This window comes from Pantoea sp. XY16 (assembly GCF_025153065.1).
Taxonomy (GTDB): Bacteria; Pseudomonadota; Gammaproteobacteria; order Enterobacterales; family Enterobacteriaceae; genus Pantoea; species Pantoea alfalfae.
In genome coordinates this window covers 1-23,702 of sequence record NZ_JANZNP010000004.1, presented here as the reverse complement: position 1 = coordinate 23,702, position 23,702 = coordinate 1, and the positions used below count along the sequence as shown (strand labels likewise).

Annotated in this window: 27 protein-coding genes and 1 tRNA gene; 17 read left to right on the top strand and 11 right to left on the bottom strand. The window is 55.0% G+C overall.

The features are described from left to right. Positions 1 to 122: 122 nt before the first annotated feature. Positions 123 to 419: a hypothetical protein gene (locus tag N1689_RS04735; protein WP_237566675.1), complete on the bottom strand. Its 297-nt coding sequence runs from the start codon at positions 417 to 419 to the stop codon at positions 123 to 125. A 224-nt stretch (positions 420 to 643) separates the two neighbouring features. On the opposite strand from N1689_RS04735, the gene N1689_RS04730 reads away from it, so the two are divergent. From N1689_RS04730 to N1689_RS04720, 3 genes are all read left to right on the top strand, one after another. Continuing rightward, the gene (locus N1689_RS04730; protein ID WP_161732561.1) at positions 644 to 1,165 is read left to right on the top strand and encodes a GNAT family N-acetyltransferase; all 522 of its coding nucleotides are present in this window, start codon (positions 644 to 646) and stop codon (positions 1,163 to 1,165) included. Between the two features lie 104 nt (positions 1,166 to 1,269). Further along, positions 1,270 to 2,481: a diguanylate phosphodiesterase gene (locus tag N1689_RS04725; protein WP_161732530.1), complete on the top strand. Its 1,212-nt coding sequence runs from the start codon at positions 1,270 to 1,272 to the stop codon at positions 2,479 to 2,481. Between the two features lie 227 nt (positions 2,482 to 2,708). Next, positions 2,709 to 2,942 (top strand): DUF4060 family protein, encoded by a 234-nt coding sequence (locus tag N1689_RS04720; protein ID WP_013357724.1) that lies wholly within the window; start codon positions 2,709 to 2,711, stop codon positions 2,940 to 2,942. A 49-nt stretch (positions 2,943 to 2,991) separates the two neighbouring features. On the opposite strand, the gene anmK is transcribed toward N1689_RS04720, so the two are convergent. Next, the gene (gene anmK / locus N1689_RS04715) at positions 2,992 to 4,113 is read right to left on the bottom strand and encodes an anhydro-N-acetylmuramic acid kinase (RefSeq protein WP_161732563.1); all 1,122 of its coding nucleotides are present in this window, start codon (positions 4,111 to 4,113) and stop codon (positions 2,992 to 2,994) included. 282 nt (positions 4,114 to 4,395) lie between these two features. On the opposite strand from anmK, the gene slyB reads away from it, so the two are divergent. Further along, positions 4,396 to 4,863, top strand: a complete 468-nt coding sequence (gene slyB / locus N1689_RS04710; protein WP_161732532.1) for an outer membrane lipoprotein SlyB — start codon at positions 4,396 to 4,398, stop codon at positions 4,861 to 4,863. A 40-nt stretch (positions 4,864 to 4,903) separates the two neighbouring features. On the opposite strand, the gene slyA is transcribed toward slyB, so the two are convergent. Beyond that, entirely contained in the window at positions 4,904 to 5,341 is a 438-nt protein-coding gene (slyA, locus tag N1689_RS04705) for a transcriptional regulator SlyA (protein WP_010245551.1), read from the bottom strand. Between the two features lie 150 nt (positions 5,342 to 5,491). Between slyA and N1689_RS04700 the strand changes: the two genes are divergently transcribed. The 3 genes from N1689_RS04700 to N1689_RS04690 are packed head-to-tail and all read left to right on the top strand — an operon-like array spanning position 5,492 to position 8,588. Beyond that, positions 5,492 to 5,728 (top strand): DUF1656 domain-containing protein, encoded by a 237-nt coding sequence (locus N1689_RS04700; protein ID WP_013357721.1) that lies wholly within the window; start codon positions 5,492 to 5,494, stop codon positions 5,726 to 5,728. 5 nt (positions 5,729 to 5,733) lie between these two features. Next, the gene (locus N1689_RS04695; protein WP_161732534.1) at positions 5,734 to 6,591 is read left to right on the top strand and encodes an HlyD family secretion protein; all 858 of its coding nucleotides are present in this window, start codon (positions 5,734 to 5,736) and stop codon (positions 6,589 to 6,591) included. Then, positions 6,588 to 8,588, top strand: coding sequence for an FUSC family protein (locus tag N1689_RS04690; protein WP_161732536.1), 2,001 nt, complete (start codon positions 6,588 to 6,590; stop codon positions 8,586 to 8,588). The genes N1689_RS04695 and N1689_RS04690 overlap by 4 nt, the downstream gene beginning before the upstream one ends. Here N1689_RS04690 and N1689_RS04685 read toward each other — a convergent pair whose 3' ends face one another. From N1689_RS04685 to N1689_RS04670, 4 genes are all read right to left on the bottom strand, one after another. Then, positions 8,589 to 9,056, bottom strand: a complete 468-nt coding sequence (locus N1689_RS04685) for a hypothetical protein (RefSeq protein ID WP_161732538.1) — start codon at positions 9,054 to 9,056, stop codon at positions 8,589 to 8,591. 130 nt (positions 9,057 to 9,186) lie between these two features. After that, positions 9,187 to 9,705, bottom strand: coding sequence for a superoxide dismutase family protein (sodC, locus tag N1689_RS04680; protein ID WP_161732540.1), 519 nt, complete (start codon positions 9,703 to 9,705; stop codon positions 9,187 to 9,189). An 84-nt stretch (positions 9,706 to 9,789) separates the two neighbouring features. Then, positions 9,790 to 10,686, bottom strand: coding sequence for an aldo/keto reductase family oxidoreductase (locus tag N1689_RS04675; protein ID WP_161732542.1), 897 nt, complete (start codon positions 10,684 to 10,686; stop codon positions 9,790 to 9,792). A gap of 68 nt (positions 10,687 to 10,754) precedes the next feature. Beyond that, on the bottom strand, positions 10,755 to 10,994 hold the full coding sequence (locus tag N1689_RS04670) for a DUF1289 domain-containing protein (protein WP_107320176.1): 240 nt from the start codon (positions 10,992 to 10,994) through the stop codon (positions 10,755 to 10,757). Positions 10,995 to 11,168: 174 nt separating this feature from the next. Between N1689_RS04670 and N1689_RS04665 the strand changes: the two genes are divergently transcribed. The 4 genes from N1689_RS04665 (at position 11,169) to rnt (ending at position 14,226) form a co-directional block, all read left to right on the top strand. Beyond that, the gene (locus N1689_RS04665) at positions 11,169 to 11,765 is read left to right on the top strand and encodes a TetR/AcrR family transcriptional regulator (protein WP_161732544.1); all 597 of its coding nucleotides are present in this window, start codon (positions 11,169 to 11,171) and stop codon (positions 11,763 to 11,765) included. A 50-nt stretch (positions 11,766 to 11,815) separates the two neighbouring features. Next, a complete protein-coding gene (locus N1689_RS04660; RefSeq protein ID WP_161732546.1) occupies positions 11,816 to 12,913 on the top strand; it encodes an alkene reductase in 1,098 nt (365 codons plus the stop codon). Between the two features lie 116 nt (positions 12,914 to 13,029). Further along, the gene (gloA, locus tag N1689_RS04655) at positions 13,030 to 13,437 is read left to right on the top strand and encodes a lactoylglutathione lyase (RefSeq protein WP_008926200.1); all 408 of its coding nucleotides are present in this window, start codon (positions 13,030 to 13,032) and stop codon (positions 13,435 to 13,437) included. Positions 13,438 to 13,557: 120 nt separating this feature from the next. Continuing rightward, positions 13,558 to 14,226 carry a ribonuclease T gene (gene rnt / locus N1689_RS04650; protein ID WP_161732548.1) on the top strand — a complete coding sequence of 223 codons (669 nt, stop codon included), beginning with the start codon at positions 13,558 to 13,560 and terminating at the stop codon, positions 14,224 to 14,226. A gap of 43 nt (positions 14,227 to 14,269) precedes the next feature. Here rnt and N1689_RS04645 read toward each other — a convergent pair whose 3' ends face one another. Beyond that, positions 14,270 to 14,605, bottom strand: a complete 336-nt coding sequence (locus N1689_RS04645; RefSeq protein WP_170933470.1) for a Grx4 family monothiol glutaredoxin — start codon at positions 14,603 to 14,605, stop codon at positions 14,270 to 14,272. A 364-nt stretch (positions 14,606 to 14,969) separates the two neighbouring features. Between N1689_RS04645 and N1689_RS04640 the strand changes: the two genes are divergently transcribed. After that, positions 14,970 to 15,779, top strand: coding sequence for a C40 family peptidase (locus N1689_RS04640; RefSeq protein WP_161736478.1), 810 nt, complete (start codon positions 14,970 to 14,972; stop codon positions 15,777 to 15,779). A 47-nt stretch (positions 15,780 to 15,826) separates the two neighbouring features. On the opposite strand, the gene N1689_RS04635 is transcribed toward N1689_RS04640, so the two are convergent. Next, positions 15,827 to 15,916 carry a YnhF family membrane protein gene (locus tag N1689_RS04635; protein ID WP_095707274.1) on the bottom strand — a complete coding sequence of 30 codons (90 nt, stop codon included), beginning with the start codon at positions 15,914 to 15,916 and terminating at the stop codon, positions 15,827 to 15,829. 281 nt (positions 15,917 to 16,197) lie between these two features. Here N1689_RS04635 and purR point away from each other — a divergent pair, with 281 nt between their 5' ends. Further along, positions 16,198 to 17,223 carry an HTH-type transcriptional repressor PurR gene (gene purR, locus N1689_RS04630; RefSeq protein ID WP_260058113.1) on the top strand — a complete coding sequence of 342 codons (1,026 nt, stop codon included), beginning with the start codon at positions 16,198 to 16,200 and terminating at the stop codon, positions 17,221 to 17,223. Here the strand turns inward: purR and punR are convergent. Then, a complete protein-coding gene (punR, locus tag N1689_RS04625; RefSeq protein WP_161736477.1) occupies positions 17,220 to 18,125 on the bottom strand; it encodes a DNA-binding transcriptional activator PunR in 906 nt (301 codons plus the stop codon). The genes purR and punR overlap by 4 nt on opposite strands. Positions 18,126 to 18,232: 107 nt before the next feature. On the opposite strand from punR, the gene punC reads away from it, so the two are divergent. After that, positions 18,233 to 19,435, top strand: a complete 1,203-nt coding sequence (gene punC, locus N1689_RS04620) for a purine nucleoside transporter PunC (protein WP_161736476.1) — start codon at positions 18,233 to 18,235, stop codon at positions 19,433 to 19,435. Positions 19,436 to 19,745: 310 nt separating this feature from the next. Next, positions 19,746 to 20,894 (top strand): cyclopropane fatty acyl phospholipid synthase, encoded by a 1,149-nt coding sequence (cfa, locus tag N1689_RS04615; RefSeq protein ID WP_260058112.1) that lies wholly within the window; start codon positions 19,746 to 19,748, stop codon positions 20,892 to 20,894. A 339-nt stretch (positions 20,895 to 21,233) separates the two neighbouring features. Here cfa and N1689_RS04610 read toward each other — a convergent pair whose 3' ends face one another. Beyond that, positions 21,234 to 21,896 carry a riboflavin synthase subunit alpha gene (locus N1689_RS04610; protein WP_161736474.1) on the bottom strand — a complete coding sequence of 221 codons (663 nt, stop codon included), beginning with the start codon at positions 21,894 to 21,896 and terminating at the stop codon, positions 21,234 to 21,236. A gap of 203 nt (positions 21,897 to 22,099) precedes the next feature. On the opposite strand from N1689_RS04610, the gene N1689_RS04605 reads away from it, so the two are divergent. Both N1689_RS04605 and N1689_RS04600 read left to right on the top strand, forming a co-directional pair. Continuing rightward, a complete protein-coding gene (locus N1689_RS04605) occupies positions 22,100 to 23,473 on the top strand; it encodes an MATE family efflux transporter (RefSeq protein WP_222924105.1) in 1,374 nt (457 codons plus the stop codon). Positions 23,474 to 23,625: 152 nt separating this feature from the next. Continuing rightward, positions 23,626 to 23,702, top strand: a tRNA-Val gene (locus N1689_RS04600).

Sequence of the window (23,702 nt, the reverse complement as noted above, 5' to 3'; positions counted from 1 at the left end):
ATAAAGCCGGGGAGTTAACTGGTTATATTATTTGCCAGACAGCGTAAAACAGAACTGTACGGTTCATCAGGAATAACCATGTCACTTTATAATTAAACGGATAAAGGCAGCACCGACGCTTTTCAGATCGCGCGGATATTTTTAATTCGTGGATTGACCTTCTGCTGAAGCAAATCTTCATCGGGCCCCAGATAATATGGCACCGCACACTGCTTACCATCTTTGGTGAAAATAATCTGATTATCCTGCAGGAATAACGCTGTGAAATGGCCCAGCACAACCCCATTTAATTCGAAGCAGTGATTTCGTGCTGCACGCAGCCCCTGCTTACTATTCAGAAAATCAACAAATCGCATCACGCTGCGCCTCCCGTGAATTATTAACCCTATCGGAACGGCACAGATAATAGCCTTAACCACGGCATGAATCATCCGGCTAACGCTGTTTTCAGAATAGGCTTAACCGCCATTCAGTAGCGGGACTCAACCGGCAGGAATGAGTCTCTCTTTTTCGCCAGGAATAGTCCTGGAGGAAGCGCCCATAATAAAATTGCTAATGCGCACGAGAATTACATTGCGCGCTATGAGCGCCCGCTATACCGTTGTTTTCCAACAGGTGCAGACGATAAGGGCAAAACCCCATGATGGAAATTTTTGATGCAGATGAACGCCATATCCCGGCGATTCAGCAGATCTACGCCTGGCATGTCCTTAACGGCACCGGCTCATTTGAGACCGTGCCCCCTGACGCTGCAGAGATGGGCGAGCGAATGCGTAAGATTCAACAGGCAGGGCTGCCGTGGTTCATTGCTGTCAGCGACGGCGACGTACGTGGATTTTGCTATCTGGCACCTTATCGCCCGCGCTACGCCTACCGGCATACGCTGGAAGACTCGATTTATATCGATCCCGGCTTTCAGAAGCGTGGTGCCGGCTCACGTCTGTTAGAGCATGCCATTGCCTGGGCTGAGCAGGCAGGGTTTCGTCAGATGATCGCCAACGTGGGCGACAGCGAGAACCAGGGGTCGATTGCCGTGCATCAGGCAGCAGGTTTTGAGATGACAGGCATCCTGCGTTCGGTGGGTTTCAAACAGGGCCGCTGGCTGGATACCGTTTTCATGCAACGTTCTTTGGGAACCGGCGATACCACGCCGCCAGTTGATTAAAATAATAGCGTAAGAATAAGAAAGTCATACTGGCCCTCGTTTTCCCCAGGAGAAGCTTCTGGTAAAGTGCCTTAACAAAAAAATAAAAAAGTCGGGAAACCTTTATGTTGTCGACAATCATCTATCGCAGCCACCTCACTGAAAATGTGCAGCTCGAGACCCTGAATGATTTGGCGCGGAAAGCAAATAAAATCAACAAATCGTCCAATGTCACCGGAATTTTACTGTTCAATGGCACGCATTTTTTCCAGCTTCTGGAGGGTCCGGAGGCGGCAGTAAAGGCGGTCTATAGCCGGATTTGCCAGGATCCGCGCCACCATAATCTGGTCGAACTGCTGCGCGATTACGCCCCGGCGCGACGTTTTGGTCATGTTGGTATGGAGCTCTTCGATCTGCGGCTCCACGATCAGGAAACCGTGCTGGAGTCAGTGCTGGAAAAATGCACCACGAAATATCAGATGACCTATGCCGATCGCGCACTGCAGTTCCTGCGCACCTTTGTTGAAGCGCGCGAAAAAGAGAACTATTTCGAGATCCCTGCCGCCAGCTGCTGGACGTTTATTCGTAACGAGACAGAGCAGCGCGAAGGCGATGCGGCGCTGGTGGCTACGAATGAAGTCAGCTTTGCGTTTCAGCCTATTGTTGATCCCTTCGCCTGCGAGATCGTTTCGCTGGAAGCACTGTTGCGCGGTCCGCAGGGAGAATCGCCGCTCGACTATTTTGCCCGACTGACACGCGAAGAGCTTTATCAGGTCGATCTTCGGTCAAAAAAGATCGCCTTTGCTCAGGCGAAGAAGCTGGAGATTAAGGGGATGACCCTGTCGATTAATCTGTTGCCGATGACCCTGGTGGAAGTGCCCGACGCCGTCCCCTTTTTGCTGAATGAGATTGCGGCCCAGGGACTGGTGCCAGAGCAGGTCATGGTTGAGTTTACCGAGAATGAAATCATCTCGCAGCCGGAGGCATTTGAAGCCGCCATCAGGCAGCTGAAAGCAGCCGGCATCAGCCTGGCGCTGGATGATTTCGGTGCCGGTTTTGCCGGGCTGTCGCTGCTGACCCGCATTCAGCCCGACAAGATTAAGATCGACCGCGCCATCATCTCTGACGTGCATAAAAGTGGGCCCAAACAGGCAATCATTCATGCCATTCTGAAATGCTGCGCCTCACTGGAGATTGGCGTTATCGCCGAAGGCATAGAACAACCGGAAGAGTGGATGTGGCTTGAAGCCGCGGGCGTGACCCAGTTTCAGGGCTTCCTGTTCTCTAGGCCTGAACTGAATGGCGTTGCGGCCGTCGCCTGGCCGGAGCTGATTTAACCCCTGCGATTTGGATGAATTTACGCTTCCCTGCCTTGCTGGATCATCCGGCTGCTGCTAAATAATTAACAGCGCCGGAGGATCATCTTTCTGTCATCTTCCTGCGTCACAGTCAGTCATAACCCCCATCAGTGATTAAATGTTTAGCAGTCAGATGTTCAGTGTTAGGCCAGCGCTACGCGCCATTACGTGCGACGTGACTCCAGGGACAGCATTTGAGGAACTGAATGAAGCAAATCATCCGCGGTGATAAAGAACCCTCCCATATCCTGGCAGCGACCCGTGCGCTCGAAGCGCACTACGCCCGCTACGGAGAAGGTAATAAGTACCATCCCATCATCTATTCCATCGCCTACCGCAGCCGGTTTTATCAGGTTGAGGTGATTACCCGACGTGAAACCATGGTTGCCACGGTGATCACCGGGGTTCGTAATCTGACGCATCTCTCCGGCGCCGCCTGACGGCCGCCTGTAACATCAGGGGGCAGAACACTTGCCCCCGTACTCCTGCTTAGCGTCGATAGAGAGCGTTAGCCGGATAGATTGCGCCAATTACGCTTTTCTCCCGTGCGCCTGTCACCGCAGGCAGATTGCCCGGCAGGCCGGAGAGCGTGCGAAATGCCAGCCAGGCAAACGCCAGCGCTTCCATGTCATCACCACTGATACCCGCCGCATCGGTGGTCGCCACTTCCGTTCCGGGAAGGTGCGCCGCCAGCCGCGCCATCAGCAGTGGATTGCGACTGCCGCCGCCGCACACCAGCAGACGATCGCAGCCATCATTGAGTAACACCTGCTGTGTGATGGTGATGGCGGTCAGCTCCACCAGCGTGGCCTGCACATCCTGCGGTGCCAGACCCGGGAAATAGCGCAGATGCTGCTCCAGCCAGCCCAGGTTGAAGTGTTCGCGCCCGGTACTCTTCGGCGGCGGCAACGCAAACCAGGGTTCACGTAACAGCGCCTCCAGCAGTGCCGGGATCACCGAGCCGCTGCGCGCCCACTGCGCATCTTTGTCATACGGCTGTCCCTGATTCCGCCAGATCCAGGCGTCCAGCAGCATATTGCCGGGACCGGTATCGAAGCCGCGTACCGCCTGTCCCGGGATCAGCAGCGAGAGATTGGCGATGCCACCAATATTCAGCACCATGCGGCGTTCCGTGGCATCCATCAGCAGCGCCTGATGAAAAGCGGGCACCAGCGGCGCGCCCTGCCCGCCCAGCGCCATATCACGACGGCGGAAATCGCCCACCACGGTGACGCCGGTTGCCGCGACAATCTGGTTATTGTCACCAATCTGCAGCGTATTCGGCGCGTCACTCTGGGGCTCATGCCAGACGGTCTGACCATGACAGCCAATCGCCGTGATATCGCTGGCATCCAGCGACTCGCGCTTCATTAATGTCACCACGGCTTCTGCAAACAGCTGGCCGAGGCGGGTATCAAGCTGACCGAGCTGTGACAGCGTCAGGGATTGTCCCTGGCAAATCCCCAGAATGGCCTGACGCAGTGCAGATGGCATCGGATGGCAGTAACTCGCCTGCTGCGCCACCATATTCCCATCAATGGCGGCCAGCACCACATCCACGCCATCCAGGCTGGTGCCTGACATTACCCCGATATAGCGTCCTGATTTCATAACCATTCCTTACTTCCGGCGGGAAGTGCGATTCATCTGCGGCTAGCCTGACAAATAATGATCGCTAATTCTATGATTAAATTCTTTTTATCCGATCGTGCTAACCAGTTACGTTACGGGACTATTTTTAAACGACGATTGAATTATTGTTGATCTTACATAGTCTATGCTTCGTCCAACCGTGTTTTATTCGGACAGGGATTAATTTGCCAGTTTTGTGTCTTATACTGTGTGCAGGATACAGCGATAAACGTGGCGCCTTCTCGACTAAAGGAGTTTCAAATGATTAAGCGTGTAATTGTGGTCGCTCTGGCCGGTGCGATGCTGGCAGGTTGTAGCAATACCAGTACGCTGTCGGGTGATACCTACAGTGCCAGTGAAGCGAAGCAGGTGCAGAGCGTGTCGTACGGTACTCTGGTCTCTGTGCGTCCGGTGAAAATCCAGGGCGGTGATGAGAGCAACGTTATCGGTGCAATCGGTGGTGCGGTACTGGGTGGCTTCCTGGGTAACACCATTGGTGGCGGTACCGGACGTAGCCTGGCGACAGCCGGTGGTGCGGTGCTGGGCGGCGTAGCAGGCCAGGGCGTACAGGGCGCAGTCAATAAAGCTGATGGCGTTGAGCTGGAAATCCGCAAGGATGATGGCAACACCATCATGGTGGTTCAGAAGCAGGCTGCCTCACGTTACTCCGTTGGCCAGCGTGTAGCGATGGCGTCCAACGGCAGCCAGGTGACGGTTTCACCTCGCTAAGGCTGCAAAACAAAAAACCGACGCGCAGGCGTCGGTTTTTTTATTTCTCTTTGTGCTGAAGTTCGAGAATGTTTTTCTCAAGCCGGGCGATCAGCGTCACCATCTGACTGATCTCTTCCCGACTGATGCCGGACAGAATGTCATCCCGCGTCTCATCAATCACACTCTCAACCTGTTCGATAATCGGCTCAGCCTGCTGCGTGAGCTTAATGCGCTTGGCACGACGATCGTTGGCGCAGGTCGACCGGGTAATCAGTCCTTTCTCTTCCAGCTGATCCAGCGTCCGCACCAGAGAAGGCTGTTCAATACCAATCGCCTTGGCTAACTGAATCTGCGACTGTTCGGGCGGCAGTTGATGAATATTATGCAACGTCACCCAGTGAGTCTGAGTCAGCTCAAGCGGCTTGAGCCGCTGATCAATCAACGCGCGCCAGATGCGCACCAGGCGAGATAAATCCGTTCCGAGGGGCGTATCCATTTCATCTCCTTATAATTAGCTTGCTAGCTATCAAGCCAGATTTTACACTATTCTGCGAGTTTACAGGACAAATTACAAATCCCGGACCAGGCTACGATTACGCGGCAGCGCGTTCAGTCTGCCGTTTGGGTTAACGAAGGATGTTATCACGTGCTCACTCCTGCTTTTTCAGGTGCGAAACCGCTAACCGATCTGGTCGTGGGCGCCTCGCTTTTTTTCCCGCCGATATTTAAAGCGGTACTGCTCGGCTTCTTTTTCTGGCTGCTGATTCACCCGCTGGTGCGCGGCTGGATCTACTCCGGCGATGTCTGGCATCCCACCCTGTTTGATCTCTCTCTGTTTGTGCTGTGCGTTACCGCCGCACTCTGGCTCATCGGTCACGGATAATCGATATGAAATTTAACGCGGCAAAATATTTCTCAACGCTGATTGTGTTTGCGCTGGCGCTGCTGGCTGCTGGCTGGCTGTGGAACTACTACATGCAGTCGCCCTGGACGCGTGACGGGAAAGTACGGGCGGAGCTGGTGGATATCACGCCCCAGGTGTCGGGCCGGATTACGCAACTAAAAGTCAAAGACAATCAGTTCGTGCATCAGGGCCAGCTGCTGTTAACGCTGGACCCGGTGCCATGGCAGATTGCGCTCGACAACGCTGCCGCTCAGCTCAGCAAAGCGCAGGCGGACCTGGCGAAAGCGCAGCACGAATATCACCGGCGCAGCAGCCTGCCGCGCAACATCATCTCCGCCGAGGATCTTGATGCGGCACGCTTAAGCGCGGAAGCCGCCGCCGCCAGTGCCAAAGCCGCGCAGGCGGAGCTGGAGCGGGCGCGCTGGAATCTGCAGCAAACGACGCTTACTGCACCGACTGATGGCTGGATCACGAATCTGACACTTCGTCCCGGCAACTATGCGACAGCGGGATCGCCCCTGTTTGCGCTGGTCGACAGCCACTCTTACTACGTCTTAGGCTATTTCGAAGAGACCAAGCTGCGCCATATTCACACAGGCGCGGCGGCGCAGGTGGTGCTTTACAGTAATGGCATGCAGCTGCAGGGCCAGGTGGACAGCATTGGCCGCGCTATCTATGACCAGAGCATTGAGACTGACAGCGGCCTGGTGCCCGATATCAAACCCAATGTGCCCTGGGTACGGCTGGCGCAGCGGGTGCCGGTGCGCATTCGTCTCGATACGCTACCGGTTGATGCCAATCTGGTGGCAGGCACCAGCTGCACCATCACCATCCAGCCATGAATGTTCAGTGGCTGGCCTGGGATCAACTGCCCTGGATTAAGGCGAACGCCGGTCAGTGGCGCTATGCGTTGCGGAATGCTATCGCGATGTGTCTGGCGCTGAGCATCGCCTATGGCCTGGATCTTGATGAACCTTACTGGGCAATGACCTCTGCTGCGGTGATCAGCTTTCCTACCGTTGGCGGCGCAATCAGTAAAAGTCTTGGCCGCATCGTTGGCAGTCTGCTTGGGGCGAGCGCCGCGCTGCTGATTGCCGGACATACCCTGAATGAACCCTGGCTGTTTACCTTTGCGATTGCCGGCTGGCTGGCGTTGTGCACTGGCATTGCAAACCACTACCAGAACAACGTTGCCTACGCCTTTTCGCTGGCGGGCTACACCGCCGCTATTATCGCCTTCAGCAGCGTCAATATCACTGATATCACCTCACTATGGACGATCGCCCAGGCACGCGTTTGTGAGGTGATCTCCGGTATTCTTTGCGCTGGATTGATGATGATGGTGCTGCCGAGCACCTCCGATGGCGAAACGCTGATTACCTCCCTGAAACAGATGCATGCGCGATTGCTGGAACATGCGGTGTTACTGCTGCAGCCCTCGACCAGCGACACCATTCGCACCGCACATGAAAACGTCATCAGCCAGATCCTGACCATGAACCTGCTGCGGATTCAGGCGTTCTGGAGCCACTACCGCTTTCGCCGACAGAACAACGTCCTGAACTATGTGCTGCACCAGCAGTTGCGACTCACCAGCGTGCTCTCCAGCCTGCGCCGCATGTTGCTGAACTGGCCCGACGCGCCAGAGGCGCTGTTTGAGGCGCTGCAGCAACTGCTGGCGGAGCTGGCGAAACCGGCGTGTGATAAATATCGTCTGGCGCAAATCCTGCGTAGCGTGACGCCTGCGGCAGAGGGGGACTACCGGCAGCGCGCCTTTTGTCAGCGGCTGCGCTACTTCTGCTGGATGTACCTCAACGTGCTGCGCTGGATCCGCCTGCTGGATCGCGCCGATGCCGATACCCGCTTTCAGCCGCCGCCGGTTCCGGCGCTGGCGCGTGACAGTGACAGTGCCGAAGCGGGCTGGAGCGCCCTGCGCACCTTCTGTGCGATTGTACTGGGCTGCGCCTTCTGGATTAATACGCAATGGTCTTCCGGGGCCTCGGCGCTCACTCTGACCGCCATTGCCTGCGTGCTCTATGCCTCTGCCCCTTCACCCGGCGGCAGCGTCACGCTGCTGCTGAAAACGCTGCTGTGGCTGTTTGCATTTAGTTTTGTGATGAAGTTTGGCCTGATGGTGCAGATCGGTCAGCTATGGCCGTTTTTACTGTTTCTGTTTCCGCTGCTGGTGACGCTGCAACTCTTCAAACTGCAGCAGAAACAGCGCGCCGGGATGTGGGGACAGTTCATCGTCTTTATGGGCTCGTTTATCGCGGTGACTAATCCGCCCACCTGGGATTATCAGGACTTTTTTAACGATAACATCGCCAAAGTCTGCGGAGTGCTGCTCGCCTGGCTGGCGTTTCAGATTTTGCGGCCCAGCTCCGATGCGCGACGCAGCCGGCGGCATATCCGGGCGCTGCGGCTGGCATTTCTCGATCAACTGCGGCAACGGCCACGGCTCAGCGAGAGCCGCTTTGAATCGCAGATTTACCATCGCATCAGCCAGCTCAGTCACAGCCGGGATGAGCAGGCGCGTGTCTGGTTACTGCGCTGGGGAGTGGTGCTGCTTAACTGCTCGCATATCGTCTGGCAGCTGCGTGAATGGCGCGCCGGTTCGGCAACGCTGATGGCGTTTCGCGATAACAGCCTGCAGAATTTGCAGCAGATTATCAGCAGCCGCGGCGTACGGCACATTTCGCTGGATCAGATGCTGACGGAACTGGAAGCGACGATTACCGCGTTACTGGCCCTGAAAAACAACGAGGCCAGCGAACTGGCGGGGATTATCTGGCGGTTACGCTGTTCACTGGCACAGCTGAAGCAGGCTGTGCCGGAGTGATTACTGGCAATACTGCTGCTGTTGCCGGTTAAAATCATCCTGCAGCTGTTGCAGCGTTTTATGGCCCTCAAAACGGGTTTTATCCATCTCGGTCATCGGTTCAATCACCAGCGCTTTCTCATCAGGTGAAAAGATAAAACGGCGTGTCAGTTCAGTGCCGGTGAAACTCTGACCATGAATGCCACCGCACACCATAGTCATGGTGCGGCGATAGATCGTGGTGTCAGTAAAATTGGTTTCAGTTGCGCTGCGAAAGACCTGATCGCATCCCTGCGCTTCCAGCTTGCGCACCATGTGGCGGCTGAGCCATTCACGACCTTTAGCAATCTTTTCACAGGTGACCCGCATCGGACTGGTATCGATGGTGCGCTGAAGCTCCCGTCCGGTTTCAGTGACCAGTTGCGTATCATTGGGTTTATCGCATCCCACCAGCAGCAGACACAGCAGTAATGCGCCCTTGAATTTCATTTTCCTGCTCCTTTCCCCATCACGCTTTCTTACCTGAATCAATATCATAGGGGGGAAATGTCAGGGATGGTATAACAATTCATAAACAGGCGGGATAAAAAAGGGCGGCTATCGCCTGCCGCCCGGAAATTCAGATAACGCCGCAGGCATAACGCGCTCCGCCGCCGCCCAGCGGGGCAGGATGATCGGCATGATTATCCCCGCCAGCATGCACCATCAGCGCTTTACCCTTGATCTCTTTCAACGACTTCAGCCGTGGTGCCAGCACCGGATAGGAGGCGTTGCCTTTCTCATCGACATAAATCGCGGGCAGGTCGCCCAGATGCCCTTCAGCATAGGGCCCCAGATGTTTGCCGCTGTTAGCCGGATCAAGGTGACCGCCTGCCGCACCGGCAGCGACCACTTTGCCTTCAGATTCGCCTGGCTCACAGCTGCCTTTAGCATGGACATGAAAACCGTGAATGCCCGGCTTCAGTCCCTGCAGTTCCGGCGTAAACTGCAGACCATACTGGGTCTCGTCAATCTTAACGGTGCCCAGCGATTTTCCTGTTCCTTCAGCGGTAACCTGATGGATTGTAACCTGCTCGCTGGCAGCCTGTGCTGAGCCGCAGGCGATTAGGGCAAAAAGCGCAACTGCTTTCATTTTCATGGTGACTCCATTTGTATCCCAGGGTTTGAGATAAGTCTGGCCGCTGTTGCACTATTTTGCCGAAGATTGACGCAGTTTTACGCTTCAGGGCACATCAAATCCCAGCGCCGCTTTGCGAATACGGAACCACTGCTGCCGGGACAGGGACAAATTCAGTGACCCGGCGGCTTCGCTGACCCGCGCCGCTTTGCCTGAACCAATGATGGGCAGCGGTTGCGACGGCAGCATCAGTATCCAGGCATAAACCACCTGTTCCAGACTGGTCGCACCGGTTTCCTGCCGCACCACCTCCAGTTCATTACGCAGTGGCTGGAAGTGAGGATCGTTAAACAGGCGTCCGCCGCCGAGACAGGACCAGGCCATCGGACGAATGCGCAGTTGCTGGCACTGATCCAGCGAGCCATCCAGCAGCACGCTTTGCTGGACGGGTGAAATCTCCAGCTGATTCGTGACCAGCGAGAACGGCAAACGGGATTGCAGCAGTGAAAACTGGGATGGCGTGAAATTCGAGACGCCAAAATGCAGCACTTTGCCGCTTTGATGAAGTGCCATAAAGGCTTCGGCCACTTCATCGGCCGACATCAGCGGATCGGGGCGATGGATCAGCAGCAGGTCGAGACGATCGGTATGGAAATGACGCAGTGAGTTTTCAGCACTCTGCAGGATATGATTTTTGTCGGTAATGTAGTGCCCAATCTGATGTTCAGGCCGGGCGCGGGTAGCGATGCCGCACTTGGTCACAATCTGAAGCTGATCGCGCAGTCCGGAAGCCAGCTTCAGCGCCTCACCAAAAGCCGCCTCACATTGGTAGTCGCCGTAAATGTCCGCATGATCAACGGTAGTAATGCCGAGCCTCAGATGGTGCTCAATAAACGCAACCCGCTCCTGCGGCGACATGCCCCACTCCATCAGACGCCAGTACCCCATAACCAGCGGTGAAAAATCGGGGCCCTGTAAAGCGATGGCCTGCGGTTCTAACATGGCGTTCTCCCTGTTGCGCGTTGGCTGTAATTAATGTGTCAGAGAGTATAACGGAAAGCGGAAAGTCGTCAGAATAACTCCGGCTGTTGTGGCTCAGGTGGCTCCTCACCTTTCTGCTGCCGCTGCAGGCGCAGACGACGCTGCTGACAGAGACGAATGACCTCCCGCTTTTGCGCATCGCTGAAGCGCAGCCAGTTGAACCGCTCATCGCGGCTGCGTAAACATCCCAGGCAGTAGCCGCGCGCATCCGTCTGGCAGATGCCGCGACAGGGGCTGGGAACCGGGAAAAACTCAAGCTGCTCGGCCACCATGACTCCGGATTCACAGAATAAACAGTCCAGTAAAAAGCGTAGCCTGGTTGCGCAGGAATTAAGCCATGCCCCGTCAGAATTATCCTTTTCTTGAGCGGGTGCATGAACACTCTGTGCCAAATGCCCGGTGCCGCGTTGCATTAGACCAACCGGTCTACTACTCTCTCTGCCATGAATAAGACGCTACAACGCAATGAAACCCGCGAACACCTGCTCCAGACAGGTGAACAGCTCTGTCTGCAACGCGGCTTTACCGGAATGGGCCTTAGTGAACTGCTGACTCAGGCGGCGGTGCCGAAAGGGTCCTTCTACTATTACTTCCGATCTAAAGAAGCGTTTGGTGTGGCGTTACTGGAACGCTACTTTGTGCGTCACCTGCAGGATGTGGAGTTACAGCTCAACCAGACAGACGGCACGCCGCGTGAACGTCTGCTTAACCATTTTCGTGCTGCCGTTGAGCTGTTTGTGCAGCAGGGTCACATCGTTGGTTGTCTGGGCGTGAAAGTTTCTGCTGAGGTGTGCGATCTCTCTGAGCCGATGCGTGATGCACTGCAGCAGGGTGCAGCAAAGATTACCGCGCTTTATGCCCGGACGCTGATTGCCGCAGAGCAGCAGGAGTCGCTGAGCCTGCCGCAGCCCCCCGCGCAGATGGCTGAGTTGCTGTCGCTGCTGTGGCTGGGCGCCAGCCTGCAGAGCAAAATTTCCCGCGAGGCGCAGCCACTGCGTCTGGCACTGAGTACCATCGAACAGTGGCTTAAAAGCCACTGATTTTTAAAAAACGTGTTTGTAGACGACTGGTCTACTAATCAGGAGCTATTATGGCGAGTACCCAGCTGTTTCGTCCGCTGAAAGTTGGCGCAATTACCGTCCCAAACCGCGTATTTATGGCACCGCTGACCCGTCTGCGCAGCATTGAGCCAGGCGACATCCCTACCCCGATGATGGCGGAGTATTACCGTCAGCGCGCCAGCGCCGGTCTGATCATCACCGAAGCAACCCAGATTTCTTTCCAGGCAAAAGGCTATGCCGGTGCGCCAGGCCTGCATACTCAGCCACAGATTGCCGCATGGAAAGTGATTAACGAAGGTGTCCATCAGGCGGGCGGTCACACCGCAGTACAGTTATGGCACACCGGCCGTATCTCGCATAACAGCGTGCAGCCGGAAGGCAAAGCACCGGTCGCGCCATCAGCCATTGCTGCGGGTACGCGTACGTCACTGCGTGCTGAAGATGGCAGCGTCTATCGCGAAGACACGTCTGTACCGCGCGAACTGACCGTGCCAGAGATCCAGCAGATCGTAGCCGATTTTGGTCAGGCTGCGGCGAACGCACGTGAAGCAGACTTCGACCTGCTTGAGCTGCACTCCGCGCATGGCTACCTGATGCATCAGTTCCTGGCGCCGGGTTCAAACCAGCGTACTGACGAATATGGCGGCAGCATCGAAAAACGCGGTCGCTTTGCGCTGGAAGTGGTCGATGCGGTGATCGCTAACTGGTCAGCCGATCGTATTGGTATCCGCGTCTCGCCTATCGGCAGCTTCCAGAATCTGGACAACGGTCCGGACGAAGAAGAAGCGGCGCTGTGGTACATCGGCGAGCTGGCAAAACGCAACATCGCCTATCTGCATCTCTCAGAGCCAGACTGGGCCGGTGGTCAGCCTTACACCGACGCATTCCGTCAGAAAGTGCGTGATCTCTTCCCGGGTGCCATCATTGGTGCCGGTGCCTACACCGTTGAGAAAGCAGATGATCTGATTGGTCGCGGTCTGATCGATGCGGTTGCGTTTGGTCGTGATTACATTGCTAACCCGGACCTGGTTGAGCGTCTCCAGCAGGATGCCCCACTCAACCCACAGCGTCCGGAAAGCTTTTACGGCGGCGGCGCGGAAGGTTATATCGACTACCCGACGCTGTAATCCGTTTGGGCTGCCGTCCGGGACGATGACGGCAGCCATTATTCAATGGCGATTTTCGTCGCTATACTTAGCGCCTGGGTCATCCGGCGATGGCGTTTTATTTAAAAGAGGATGTTATGCGTTTACTTCATACCATGCTGCGCGTTGGCGATCTGCAACGTTCAATCGATTTCTACACCCGTGTGCTGGGCATGCGCGTGCTGCGTCAGAGTGAAAACACCGAATATAAATATACCCTGGCATTCGTGGGCTACACCGACGAAAGCGAAGGTGCGGTGATCGAGCTGACCTACAACTGGGGCGTTGATAAATATGACCTCGGTAATGCTTATGGTCATATCGCGCTGGGCGTCGATGACGCAGCAGCAGCCTGCGAACGTATCCGCAAAGATGGCGGCAATGTGACCCGTGAAGCGGGCCCGGTCAAAGGCGGCTCCACCATTATTGCCTTTGTTGAAGATCCCGATGGCTACAAAATCGAACTGATCGAAAACAAAGATGCCGGTAACGGCCTGGGCAACTAAACCTGCCTCTCAGCCTGCCTGATCAGGTGGGCTGAATCCCCTTCTCTGCGCTTCATCTGCTGCACCCGGCCCTGTTTTTTGCCATAATACGCGCTGCCCTTTTTCTGCAACGAGATCCTGATGTCTGAATCGAATTCCCCTAATGCACTCAATCAACGTTTCCGTGGCTTCTATCCGGTGGTGATCGACGTTGAAACCGCGGGTTTCAATGCGCAAACCGATGCGTTACTGGAGATTGCCGCTATCACGCTGAAAATGGATGAAGAGGGATGGATTCAGATTGATCAGACGCTGCATTTCAACGTCGAACCCTTTGTCGGCTCGCTTTTGCATCCGGAAGCGCTGGCCTTTACCGGTATCGATCCGAGTAATCCGCTGCGCGGCGCAGTCAGTGAATATGAAGCACTGCATGCCATTTTCAAAATGGTCCGCAAGGGCATTAAAGACAGCGGCTGCAATCGCGCCATTATGGTGGCGCACAATGCCACGTTTGATCTGAATTTCATGTCGGCGGCAGCAGAACGTGCCAGCCTGAAGCGCAACCCGTTTCACCCGTTTGCCACCTTTGATACTGCGGCCCTGAGCGGACTGGTGCTGGGTCAGACGGTGCTGGCGAAAGCCTGTATTGCGGCGGGAATGGAGTTTGACAGTACGCAGGCGCATTCTGCGCTCTATGACACTCAGCAGACAGCGACACTGTTCTGCGAGCTGGTAAACCGCTGGAAACGGTTAGGCGGCTGGCCACTGCCCTTCGCCGAGGGCGACGCAGACGCCTGCGCCTCCGCATAAGGGATGCCACAATGAAAAAGGCCGACATGATGTCGGCCTTTTTTTATTCTGCTTCTTTAAACTTTTCTGCAGTCTCTTTGATCAGTGTCTGCAGCTCACCACGTTGTAACATCTCAACGATGATATCGCATCCACCAACCAGCTCACCATCGACCCACAGCTGCGGAAAGGTCGGCCAGTTAGCGAATTTCGGCATCTCGGCACGAATGTCCGGGTTCTGCAGAATATCCACGTAAGCAAAACGCTCACCGCAGGCTGACAGCGCCTGCACCGCCTGTGCAGAGAAACCGCAGCTTGGCAGTTTCGGGGAACCTTTCATGTACAGCAGGATCGGGTTTTCTGCGATCTGGCGCTGAATTTTTTCTACAGTACTCATAATTGCCTTCCTTAATTCGTTACTTCGTGTTTGTTTATTGTAGCGACTTCGCAGCGTGACTGAAAACGAGATTTTACCGCTGTCCGATTAAATCGCCATCATTGTTAAGTTCCGCCTCGGGACGCCTGAATGCCTGATTATTAACAGCTGGTAACAGTTTAATAATTCGTAATAATTTCGTCGAGATAAGATGCTGAAAATGTTCATTTTCAGCGCGATTGCATGGGTTGCAAAGATTAATATTAAAAGGCATTACAGTTTTTAAAAGAACTGGACTAGAATGGCCTGGGCACTGATCCTGGATCAGATTAATCTCAACTTTGTCGCGGTGCGTAGTGGCCCTGACAACTTAACTAATCAACGGACTATGCGTTTAATCATTACGCTTTTCATGCTGGCCTTTGCGCAACTGTTTTTCAACGTCGCTGCTGCTTCCCCGCACACGCCGGTGAACGTCAGTACGCATAAAGCAGAAAAAAAGAGTGCGCGCGATGATGAGCGCCGCAAGCGTCGCCAGGTAAAAACGGTGACCAAAAAAACTCGCCTCAGCCCTGTTCAAAAACTCAAAACGAAAAAACAGAAAAAAGTCGAACTCACTGCTAAACAGACGCCTGCTAAGAAGACCTCGCTTAAAACCGCCCGTATCAGCAAAAGCAAAGAAAAAAATAAAGAAAAAAAACGCTATGGTCATCAGCGCCTGCTGAAAACCGCTGAGGTCACCACCAGCGAACCTGGCACGATTAAAATGAGCAAATCACACCGTCAGCGCTACCAGAAAGCGCGAGAAACCGCGATGACGAAGCTGATGGGACAGCTGGGTAAACCGTATCAGTGGGGCGGCACCTCACCACATACTGGTTTCGATTGCAGCGGTCTGGTCTGGTATGCCTATAAAGATCTGGTGAAGTTTAAGATCCCGCGTACCGCTAACGAGATGTATCACCTGCGTGACGCAGCACCGATTAAGCGTGAATCGCTGGAGAAAGGCGATCTGGTCTTCTTCCGCATTAACGGTCGCGGTACGGCGGACCACGTCGGCGTTTACCTGGGCGATGGCAAGTTTATTCAGTCGCCACGTACCGGCAAAGATATTCAGATCAGTGCATTAGGCGAAGATTACTGGCAGCGCCACTATATTGGTGCCCGTCGGGTGATGACGCCGAAAACCATTCGCTGAGCAGCACTACAGTCCGAAAAAAGCCGGGATTATCCCGGCTTTTTTTATTAGTGCAGAATGGCGGTAAAACTGAAAGCCACAATCATCAGCAGACAGCCGACAGTGGTCATTAACGCCAGTTTAAGATCGGTACTCATTGTTTGCTCCTTAGTCACACACTTTGTAGGGATATGGCATTTTCCCACAGGGTCCGGTAAAAATCTCGTTTTATCCGTTCAGCCTTGTTAGAATCTCGCCTTTGTTGCGCAACGCGTGCAACCCTGATTCCGTTTGCGCATCTTTTGAGGCGTTTTTTCTCCGCCAGAAGCCTGTTTACCGGCCAGAAAAGCCGCATTTTTGCGGAAAAAACCCTGAGCAGACGCAAACGTTTAACATTACGCTTATCATAGAGTTAGGTAAGCACTGGAGTCCGATTTTCATGGCAACAATTAAAGATGTGGCGAAACGCGCTGGCGTCTCAACGACCACCGTTTCGCACGTCATCAATAAAACCCGCTTTGTCGCTGAAGAGACGCGCGAGGCGGTCTGGCAGGCAATTAAAGAATTGCACTACTCGCCGAGCGCTGTAGCACGCAGTCTGAAAGTAAACCACACCAAGACGCTGGGTCTGCTTGCCACCTCCAGCGAAGCGCCCTATTTCGCTGAAATTATTGAGGCGGTTGAAAATCACTGTTTTGATAAAGGCTATACGCTGATTCTGGGTAATGCGCATAACGACCTGCAAAAACAGCGCGCCTACCTCAGCATGATGGCGCAGAAGCGTGTCGATGGCCTGCTGGTGATGTGCTCTGAGTATCCGGACGATCTGCTGCAGATGCTGGAAGAGAACCGCAATATCCCGATGGTGGTGATGGACTGGGGCGAATCGCGCGCCGACTTTACCGATACGGTTCTCGATAATGCCTTCCAGGGCGGCTATCTGGCGGGACGCTATCTGATTGAACGCGGACACCGCGATATCGGTGCCATTCCGGGTCAGATGGAGCGCAATACCGGCGGCGGACGCCATGCCGGTTTCCTGAAGGCACTGGAAGAAGCGGGAATTCAGCCGCGCGCGGAGTGGATTGTGCAGGGTGACTTTGAGCCAGAGTCGGGTTATCAGGCGATGCAGCAGATCCTGTCGCAAAAGCAGCGCCCGACCGCCGTCTTCTGCGGCGGCGACATCATGGCGATGGGGGCCATTTGCGCCGCCGACGAGACGGGTCTGCGCGTGCCGCAGGATATTTCGGTAATCGGTTATGACAATGTGCGCAACGCACGCTATTTCGCCCCTGCCCTGACCACGGTGCATCAGCCTAAAGCCCAGTTGGGTGAGAAGGCGCTGGATATGCTACTCGACCGCATCACCAGTAAGCGCGAAGTGTCACAAACGATTGAAGTCCATCCGACGCTGATTGAGCGCCGTTCAGTGGCCGATGGTCCGTTCCGCGACTATCGCCGCTAATCCTCGCTTAACCACTCCTGATTAAGCGTTTGCGCATCACCCAGATAGCTGAGCAACCAGCCTGTCGCCGGTGATGCGCGATCCTCGGCCCAGCTAACGCAGCAGGGGCTGTCCGGAAATGCTACCGGAAGCGTTAGCTCCACCAGCTCGCCACTGTCGAGCAGTGGCCTGGCCAGATGCCCCGGCACCATCGCCACGCACAAGCCCGCCTGCACGCATTCCAGTCCGGTTTGCCACTCCGGCACCACCAGCCTGCGCTGGTTATCCAGCGTCCATGTCATACGACGCGGCAGTGCGCGTGATGTATCTTCCAGCACCAGGGACGGCCAGCTACGCAGCGTGTCGTCATCTATCTGGCTCGCCTGCGTCAGCGGATGATCGGGCGCGACCACGCAGCGCCAGTTGAGCGTACCCATATCGCGAAACGCAAACCGTCCGCCCACCGGAATTGCCTGTGTGGCCCCAATCGCAACTTCTACCCGGCCATCGGCCAGCGCATCCCAGACACCATTAAAAACTTCATAGCTGATGATCAGCTCCATATCGGGGAAGTGGCGATAGAAATCTTTGACCAGCTGCCGGGTGCGCTGAGGTTTGGCGATACGGTCAACGGCAATGCTGAGCTGCCCGCGCCAGCCATTGGCCAGCTGCTGACACTGCCGCCGTGTAGCAAGCATTTTTTTGATGACGCTGCGCCCTTCCCGGACAAAATGTTCGCCTGCTGGCGTCAGCACCACTTCACGATGCTGGCGTTCGAACAGCGGCACCGCCAGCCAGTTTTCCAGCTGACGCACTGTATAGCTGATGGCAGAAGGTACCCGATGCAGCTCCTGCGCGGCTGCGCTGAAGCTGCCCCCTCGGGCAACCGCGTCAACGACCTCTAATGCATATTCTGACCACATAATCTGCCTTCAAAAATTTTAACAGCAACCGGCAAATATTACCGTTTCACAGCGGCAAACGCACCTTTTACACTCTGCCGCGTTTATCCTGCAAAAATGAGAATGAGATGCTGTCGAATAAAGGATTTATGCCCTATCTTGCCCTGCTGAGCATGCTCGGATTTTTAGCCACTGACATGTATCTGCCCGCCTTTGGTGCGATGCAGCACACCTTTAATACCTCGCCCGGCCTGATTAGCGCCAGTATGAGCCTCTTTCTGGGAGGCTTTGCCGTGGGTCAGCTTTTCTGGGGACCGCTCTCCGACCGCATCGGCCGTAAGCCGGTGCTGCTGGCCGGACTGACCCTGTTTGGCGTCGGCTGTGCGGGCATGCTGTGGGTGAATGATATTACTCTGATGCTGGCGCTGCGCTTTGTGCAGGCCATTGGCGTCTGTGCTGCCGCCGTGAGCTGGCAGGCATTGGTGGTGGATCGCTACCCCGCCGCGCGCGCCAACAAAGTCTTTGCAACGATTATGCCGCTGGTTGCGCTCTCCCCGGCGCTGGCCCCGTTGCTGGGTGCCTGGCTGATCGGTCACTTCCACTGGCGTTCGATTTTTCTGGTGCTGACACTGATTGCGGTGGCGTTGATTCTGACCACCCTGCGTCTGCCCACAGTACGCCCGGAAGCACGCGAAAAAGGAGCACAGCCCGGCTTTCTCACCCTGCTGAAATCCCGGGTCTACAGCGGCAACGTGCTGATCTACTCTGCCTGTTCTGCCAGCTTCTTTGCCTGGCTGACCGGATCGCCGTTCATTCTGGCGGATCTGGGTCTCTCGCCCGCCGATATCGGCCTGAGTTATGTACCCCAGACCCTCGCCTTTTTAATCGGTGGATTTGGCTGTCGCGCCCTGCTCAACCGCTTTAACGGCGCACAGCTGCTCCCCTGGCTGTTAGGCGTCTACAGCCTGAGCATTCTGGCGCTGTTTGCTGTTGCACTTGCAGGCAACAGTACGCTGGTGAGCCTGATGGTGCCGTTCTGTGGGATGGCGCTGGCTAACGGCGCAATTTATCCGATTGTGGTTTCCAGTGCGCTGACGCCCTTCCCGCACGCCACCGGTAAAGCGGCCGCATTGCAGAACACCTTACAACTCGGACTCTGCTTCGCTGCAAGCCTGGCAGTCTCTGCCGGATTAACCCAGGCGCTGTTTACCACTACGCTGATAATGACGGTAACGATTCTGCTGGCGCTACTCGGTTACGCCATGCAGCGTACCGCAAGCGCACAATCTGTTGTTGCCTCTCCGCAACCTGCCTGCCAGGATAACCAGTGACACATTGACTTTTTCGTTAGCATCCTAACAATAAGTCATTGAATATTGACCCGCGTGAGAATATACTCATTCGGGTCAACAAACCTGTAATAAATCAATAATATACTAACGTAATAATCTGATTGGCACCCTGTTGCCGGGACGGTATTCGCGCGCGTTATTCTTAGCCTGACCGACCTGCTGCAGGCTATTCCAGTCCTCTGTATCACACAGTCAACCGGTGTGCGGAATCATCCGTACCGTTTCTCAATGCCTGACAAAATTGACTACTCTTTGTTCAGGTTCAGATTGGACAGGTGGTGGAAAAGCTATGAGTTCATCTTATGCAGAAGCAGTGAGCCCTGAAGAAAACCATTGGTATCGCATCGTCCACGAAATGCTGGAAAAAGCGGATATTGAAATTAATGGTTCACGTCCCTGGGATATTCATATTAATCATCCCGGCTTTTTTAAGCGTGTTCTGCAGGAAGGATCGCTTGGGCTCGGTGAGAGCTACATGGATGGGTGGTGGGAGTGCGACCGGCTGGATATTTTCTTCCATCAGGTGCTTAAACATAAACTCGATCAGCAACTCCCGCATCACTTTAAAGATACGCTGCGCATCGCCGCTGCCCGCTTAACCAATCTGCAGTCGAAAAAGCGGGCCTGGATTGTCGGTAAAGAGCATTACGACCTGGGTAACGATCTCTTTTCACTGATGCTTGACCCCTATATGCAATATTCCTGTGGCTACTGGAAAGAGGCCACGACCCTGGCGACGGCGCAGGAAGCCAAGCTGGATATGATTTGCCGTAAATTAGCGCTGGAACCGGGAATGTCGCTGCTGGATATCGGCTGTGGCTGGGGCGGACTCGCGGAATTTGCCGCACGTCATTATGGCGTTAAAGTGCATGGCGTGACGATTTCCGCCGAACAACAGAAACTGGCGCAGCAGCGCTGTAGCGGATTAGATGTCACGATTCTGTTGCAGGATTATCGCGGTCTGAATGAGCAGTTTGATCGCATCGTTTCAGTAGGCATGTTCGAGCATGTCGGGCCAAAGAATTACGCCACCTATTTTGATGTGGTTGATCGTAATTTAAAACCTGACGGTATTTTCCTTCTTCACACCATTGGCGCGATTAAAACCGATATGAGCGTCGATCCCTGGATTGACAAATATATCTTCCCTAACGGCTGCCTGCCTTCAGTGCGTCACGTGGCGGATGCCAGCGAGCCGCATTTTATTCTGGAAGACTGGCATAACTTCGGGGCCGATTACGACAAAACGTTGATGGCCTGGCATGAGCGCTTTTTGCAGGCCTGGCCGGCGCTGGCAGACAACTATGGCGAACGCTTTAAGCGAATGTTCTCCTATTATCTCAATGCCTGTGCCGGTGCCTTCCGGGCGCGCGATATTCAGCTGTGGCAGATTGTGTTCAGCCGCGGTGTTGAGGGTGGATTACGGGTGGCGCGATAGGGAGTATAAAAGCTGGTAATTACGAAGGCGCTTTCCCGGCCGAAGACCTGAAAAGAAAGGTCTGTTTTGCTTTAACAGGGAGCGTTGCGCACGAAACGGGGTCAGATCGGAAAGTCGCAAAACCCGTCATCCCTGACATGTTCGGCCCGCGCGATTACGCACCTCATCCCTGAGGTGCGCCCGTTAACGGGCCAACACGTTGCGTTGTTCAAAAACGCCTGGCGTTTTTGTCCATAGCGCGAGACGCTTTCCTCTTCTGACCTGATTCCCTGCGCCCTGAACTTTTATAATGCTGACAGATTAAAACCGATTTGGCTGCCTGCAGCGCTTACACGCCTTTTATTCATTCTCGGAGGCTGAATGGCCGGTCAGCATGCTCATTGCTGCCGCGGCATCGCGCTGTGCTAACACCCGCTCAACGGTCTCTACAATTGCCTGCGTGTGCGGATCGATCTCAATATTGACCCGGTCGCCAAACGTCTTCGTGCCCAGAGTGGTGCGCTCCAGCGTTTCCGGGATCAGATAGACACAGAATTTAGTCTTTGTCACATCGCCTACCGTCAGGCTGATGCCGTCGATACCGACAAAACCTTTATGCAGGATATATTTCATCTGCATTGGATCCTGGATTTTAAACCAGACTTCGCGATTGTGTTCTGACTGGATAATCTTGCAGATTTCAGCGGTGGTCATAATATGACCTGACATCAGATGACCGCCTATTTCATCGCTGAATTTCGCTGCACGCTCAATATTAACCACATCGCCCTGACGTAAATCGCCAAGGTTAGTGACCCGCAGCGTCTCTTTAATTAAATCAAAACTGACGCAATCGCCTTCAATAGCCGTTACGGTTAAACAGCAACCGTTATGGGCAACAGATGCGCCCAGCGCCAGGCCCGGTAAGAGTTCTTCCGGCAGTCGGACAGTGTGGGTACGAAACAGTTCTTTTTCTTCAATGGACACGATTTCTGCGGTGCCCTGCACAATACCGGTAAACATAGTCTTTGCCTCTGCGAAGTTTACGCTAGTTTATCACAGCTCCGGTAGGCTGTTAGAATTCAGCCCGCGCCGCCTCTGTAATCTGTGGCAAAACGCATTGTGTGACAAAGATTGGCGAATTCTGTTACCCCGGTTACACTGGTTCGCGCTATTCCCAAGGGCTTTTCTGCCCTTTTAATTCATTTAATAAGTCAGGTGTTAACGTGCAGAAGTATTTAACAGAAGCGCGTCAATTGCTGGCCCTTGCGATTCCGGTCATCCTTGCTCAGGTGGCCCAAACCGCAATGGGATTTGTGGATACCATTATGGCCGGCGCAGTCAGCGCCACGGATATGGCCGCCGTTGCTGTCGGCACCTCTGTCTGGCTTCCGGCCATCCTGTTTGGTCATGGTCTTCTGCTTGCATTGACGCCCACCGTTGCGCAACTCAACGGTTCAGGCCGCCGCGAACGCATCGGCGAACAGATCCGCCAGGGCTACTGGCTCGCCTTTTTTGTCTCACTGCTGATTATGGTGCTGCTGTGGCACGCCGGTTATCTTATCCGGGCGATGCATGACATCGATCCCGCGCTGGCGCTTAAAGCCGAGGGCTATCTGCATGCCCTGCTGTTCGGCGCGCCAGGCTATCTCTTCTTTCAGGTGCTGCGTAATCAGTGCGAGGGGCTGTCGAAAACCAAACCCGGCATGGTGCTGGGCTTTCTGGGCCTGATGTTTAACATCCCGCTGAACTATGTCTTTATCTACGGCCACTTCGGCATGCCCGCGTTGGGCGGTGTCGGCTGCGGCGTGGCAACGGCATCGGTCTACTGGGTGATGTTTATCTGCATGCGCTTCTGGGTGCGCCGGATGGGCAGCATGCGCGATATCCGTATGGAGAGCCGCTGGTCGCCGCCTTCGCGTCCGATTCTGAGCCGTCTTATGACGCTGGGATTGCCGGTGGCACTGGCGCTGTTCTTTGAGGTCACGCTATTTGCCGTTGTGGCCCTGCTGGTTTCACCACTGGGGATCGTGAATGTGGCCGGTCACCAGATCGCGCTGAACTTCAGTTCACTGATGTTTGTATTACCGCTGTCGCTGGGCGTCGCAACCACCATCCGCGTCGGCTATCGTCTGGGTCAGGGTTCTACCGAGCAGGCAAAAGTCGCCGCCTGGACCGCCCAGGGCGTGGGCATCAGCATGGCAGCGCTGACCGCGATTTTTACCGTGACGTTTCGTCACCAGATTGCCCTGCTCTATAACGACAACCCTGAAGTGGTCACACTGGCGGCGCAGTTGATGCTGCTGGCAGCGATTTATCAGTTCTCGGACTCGATACAGGTGATTGGCAGCGGGATCCTGCGTGGGTATAAAGACACAAGGTCCATTTTCTTTATTACCTTCATCGCTTACTGGCTGCTGGGACTGCCCGCCGGGTATCTGCTGGCGCTGACTGACTGGCTGGTGCCCCGGATGGGGCCAGCAGGCTTCTGGTGCGGCTTTATTATCGGTCTGACCTCGGCGGCAGTCATGATGATCTGGCGCATCAGACGCTTACAGCGGTCACCTGCGGAAATCATTCTGGCGCGCGCGGCGCGATAACCGTAAAAGCGGGTTAATTATGGCCCGCGATGACGAAAAAAACGACGGTTAGCACAGTTGCTGCTCAGTCATGGCGAAAAAACTATTTTCCCCTTGCCAGGCTTCTGCGCTGCCGTTAATATTCGTCCCCGCTGTCGCCCTGACAGCATGTTGCGCTCTTAGCTCAGTTGGTTAGAGCACCACCTTGACATGGTGGGGGTCGATGGTTCGAGTCCATTAGAGCGCACCA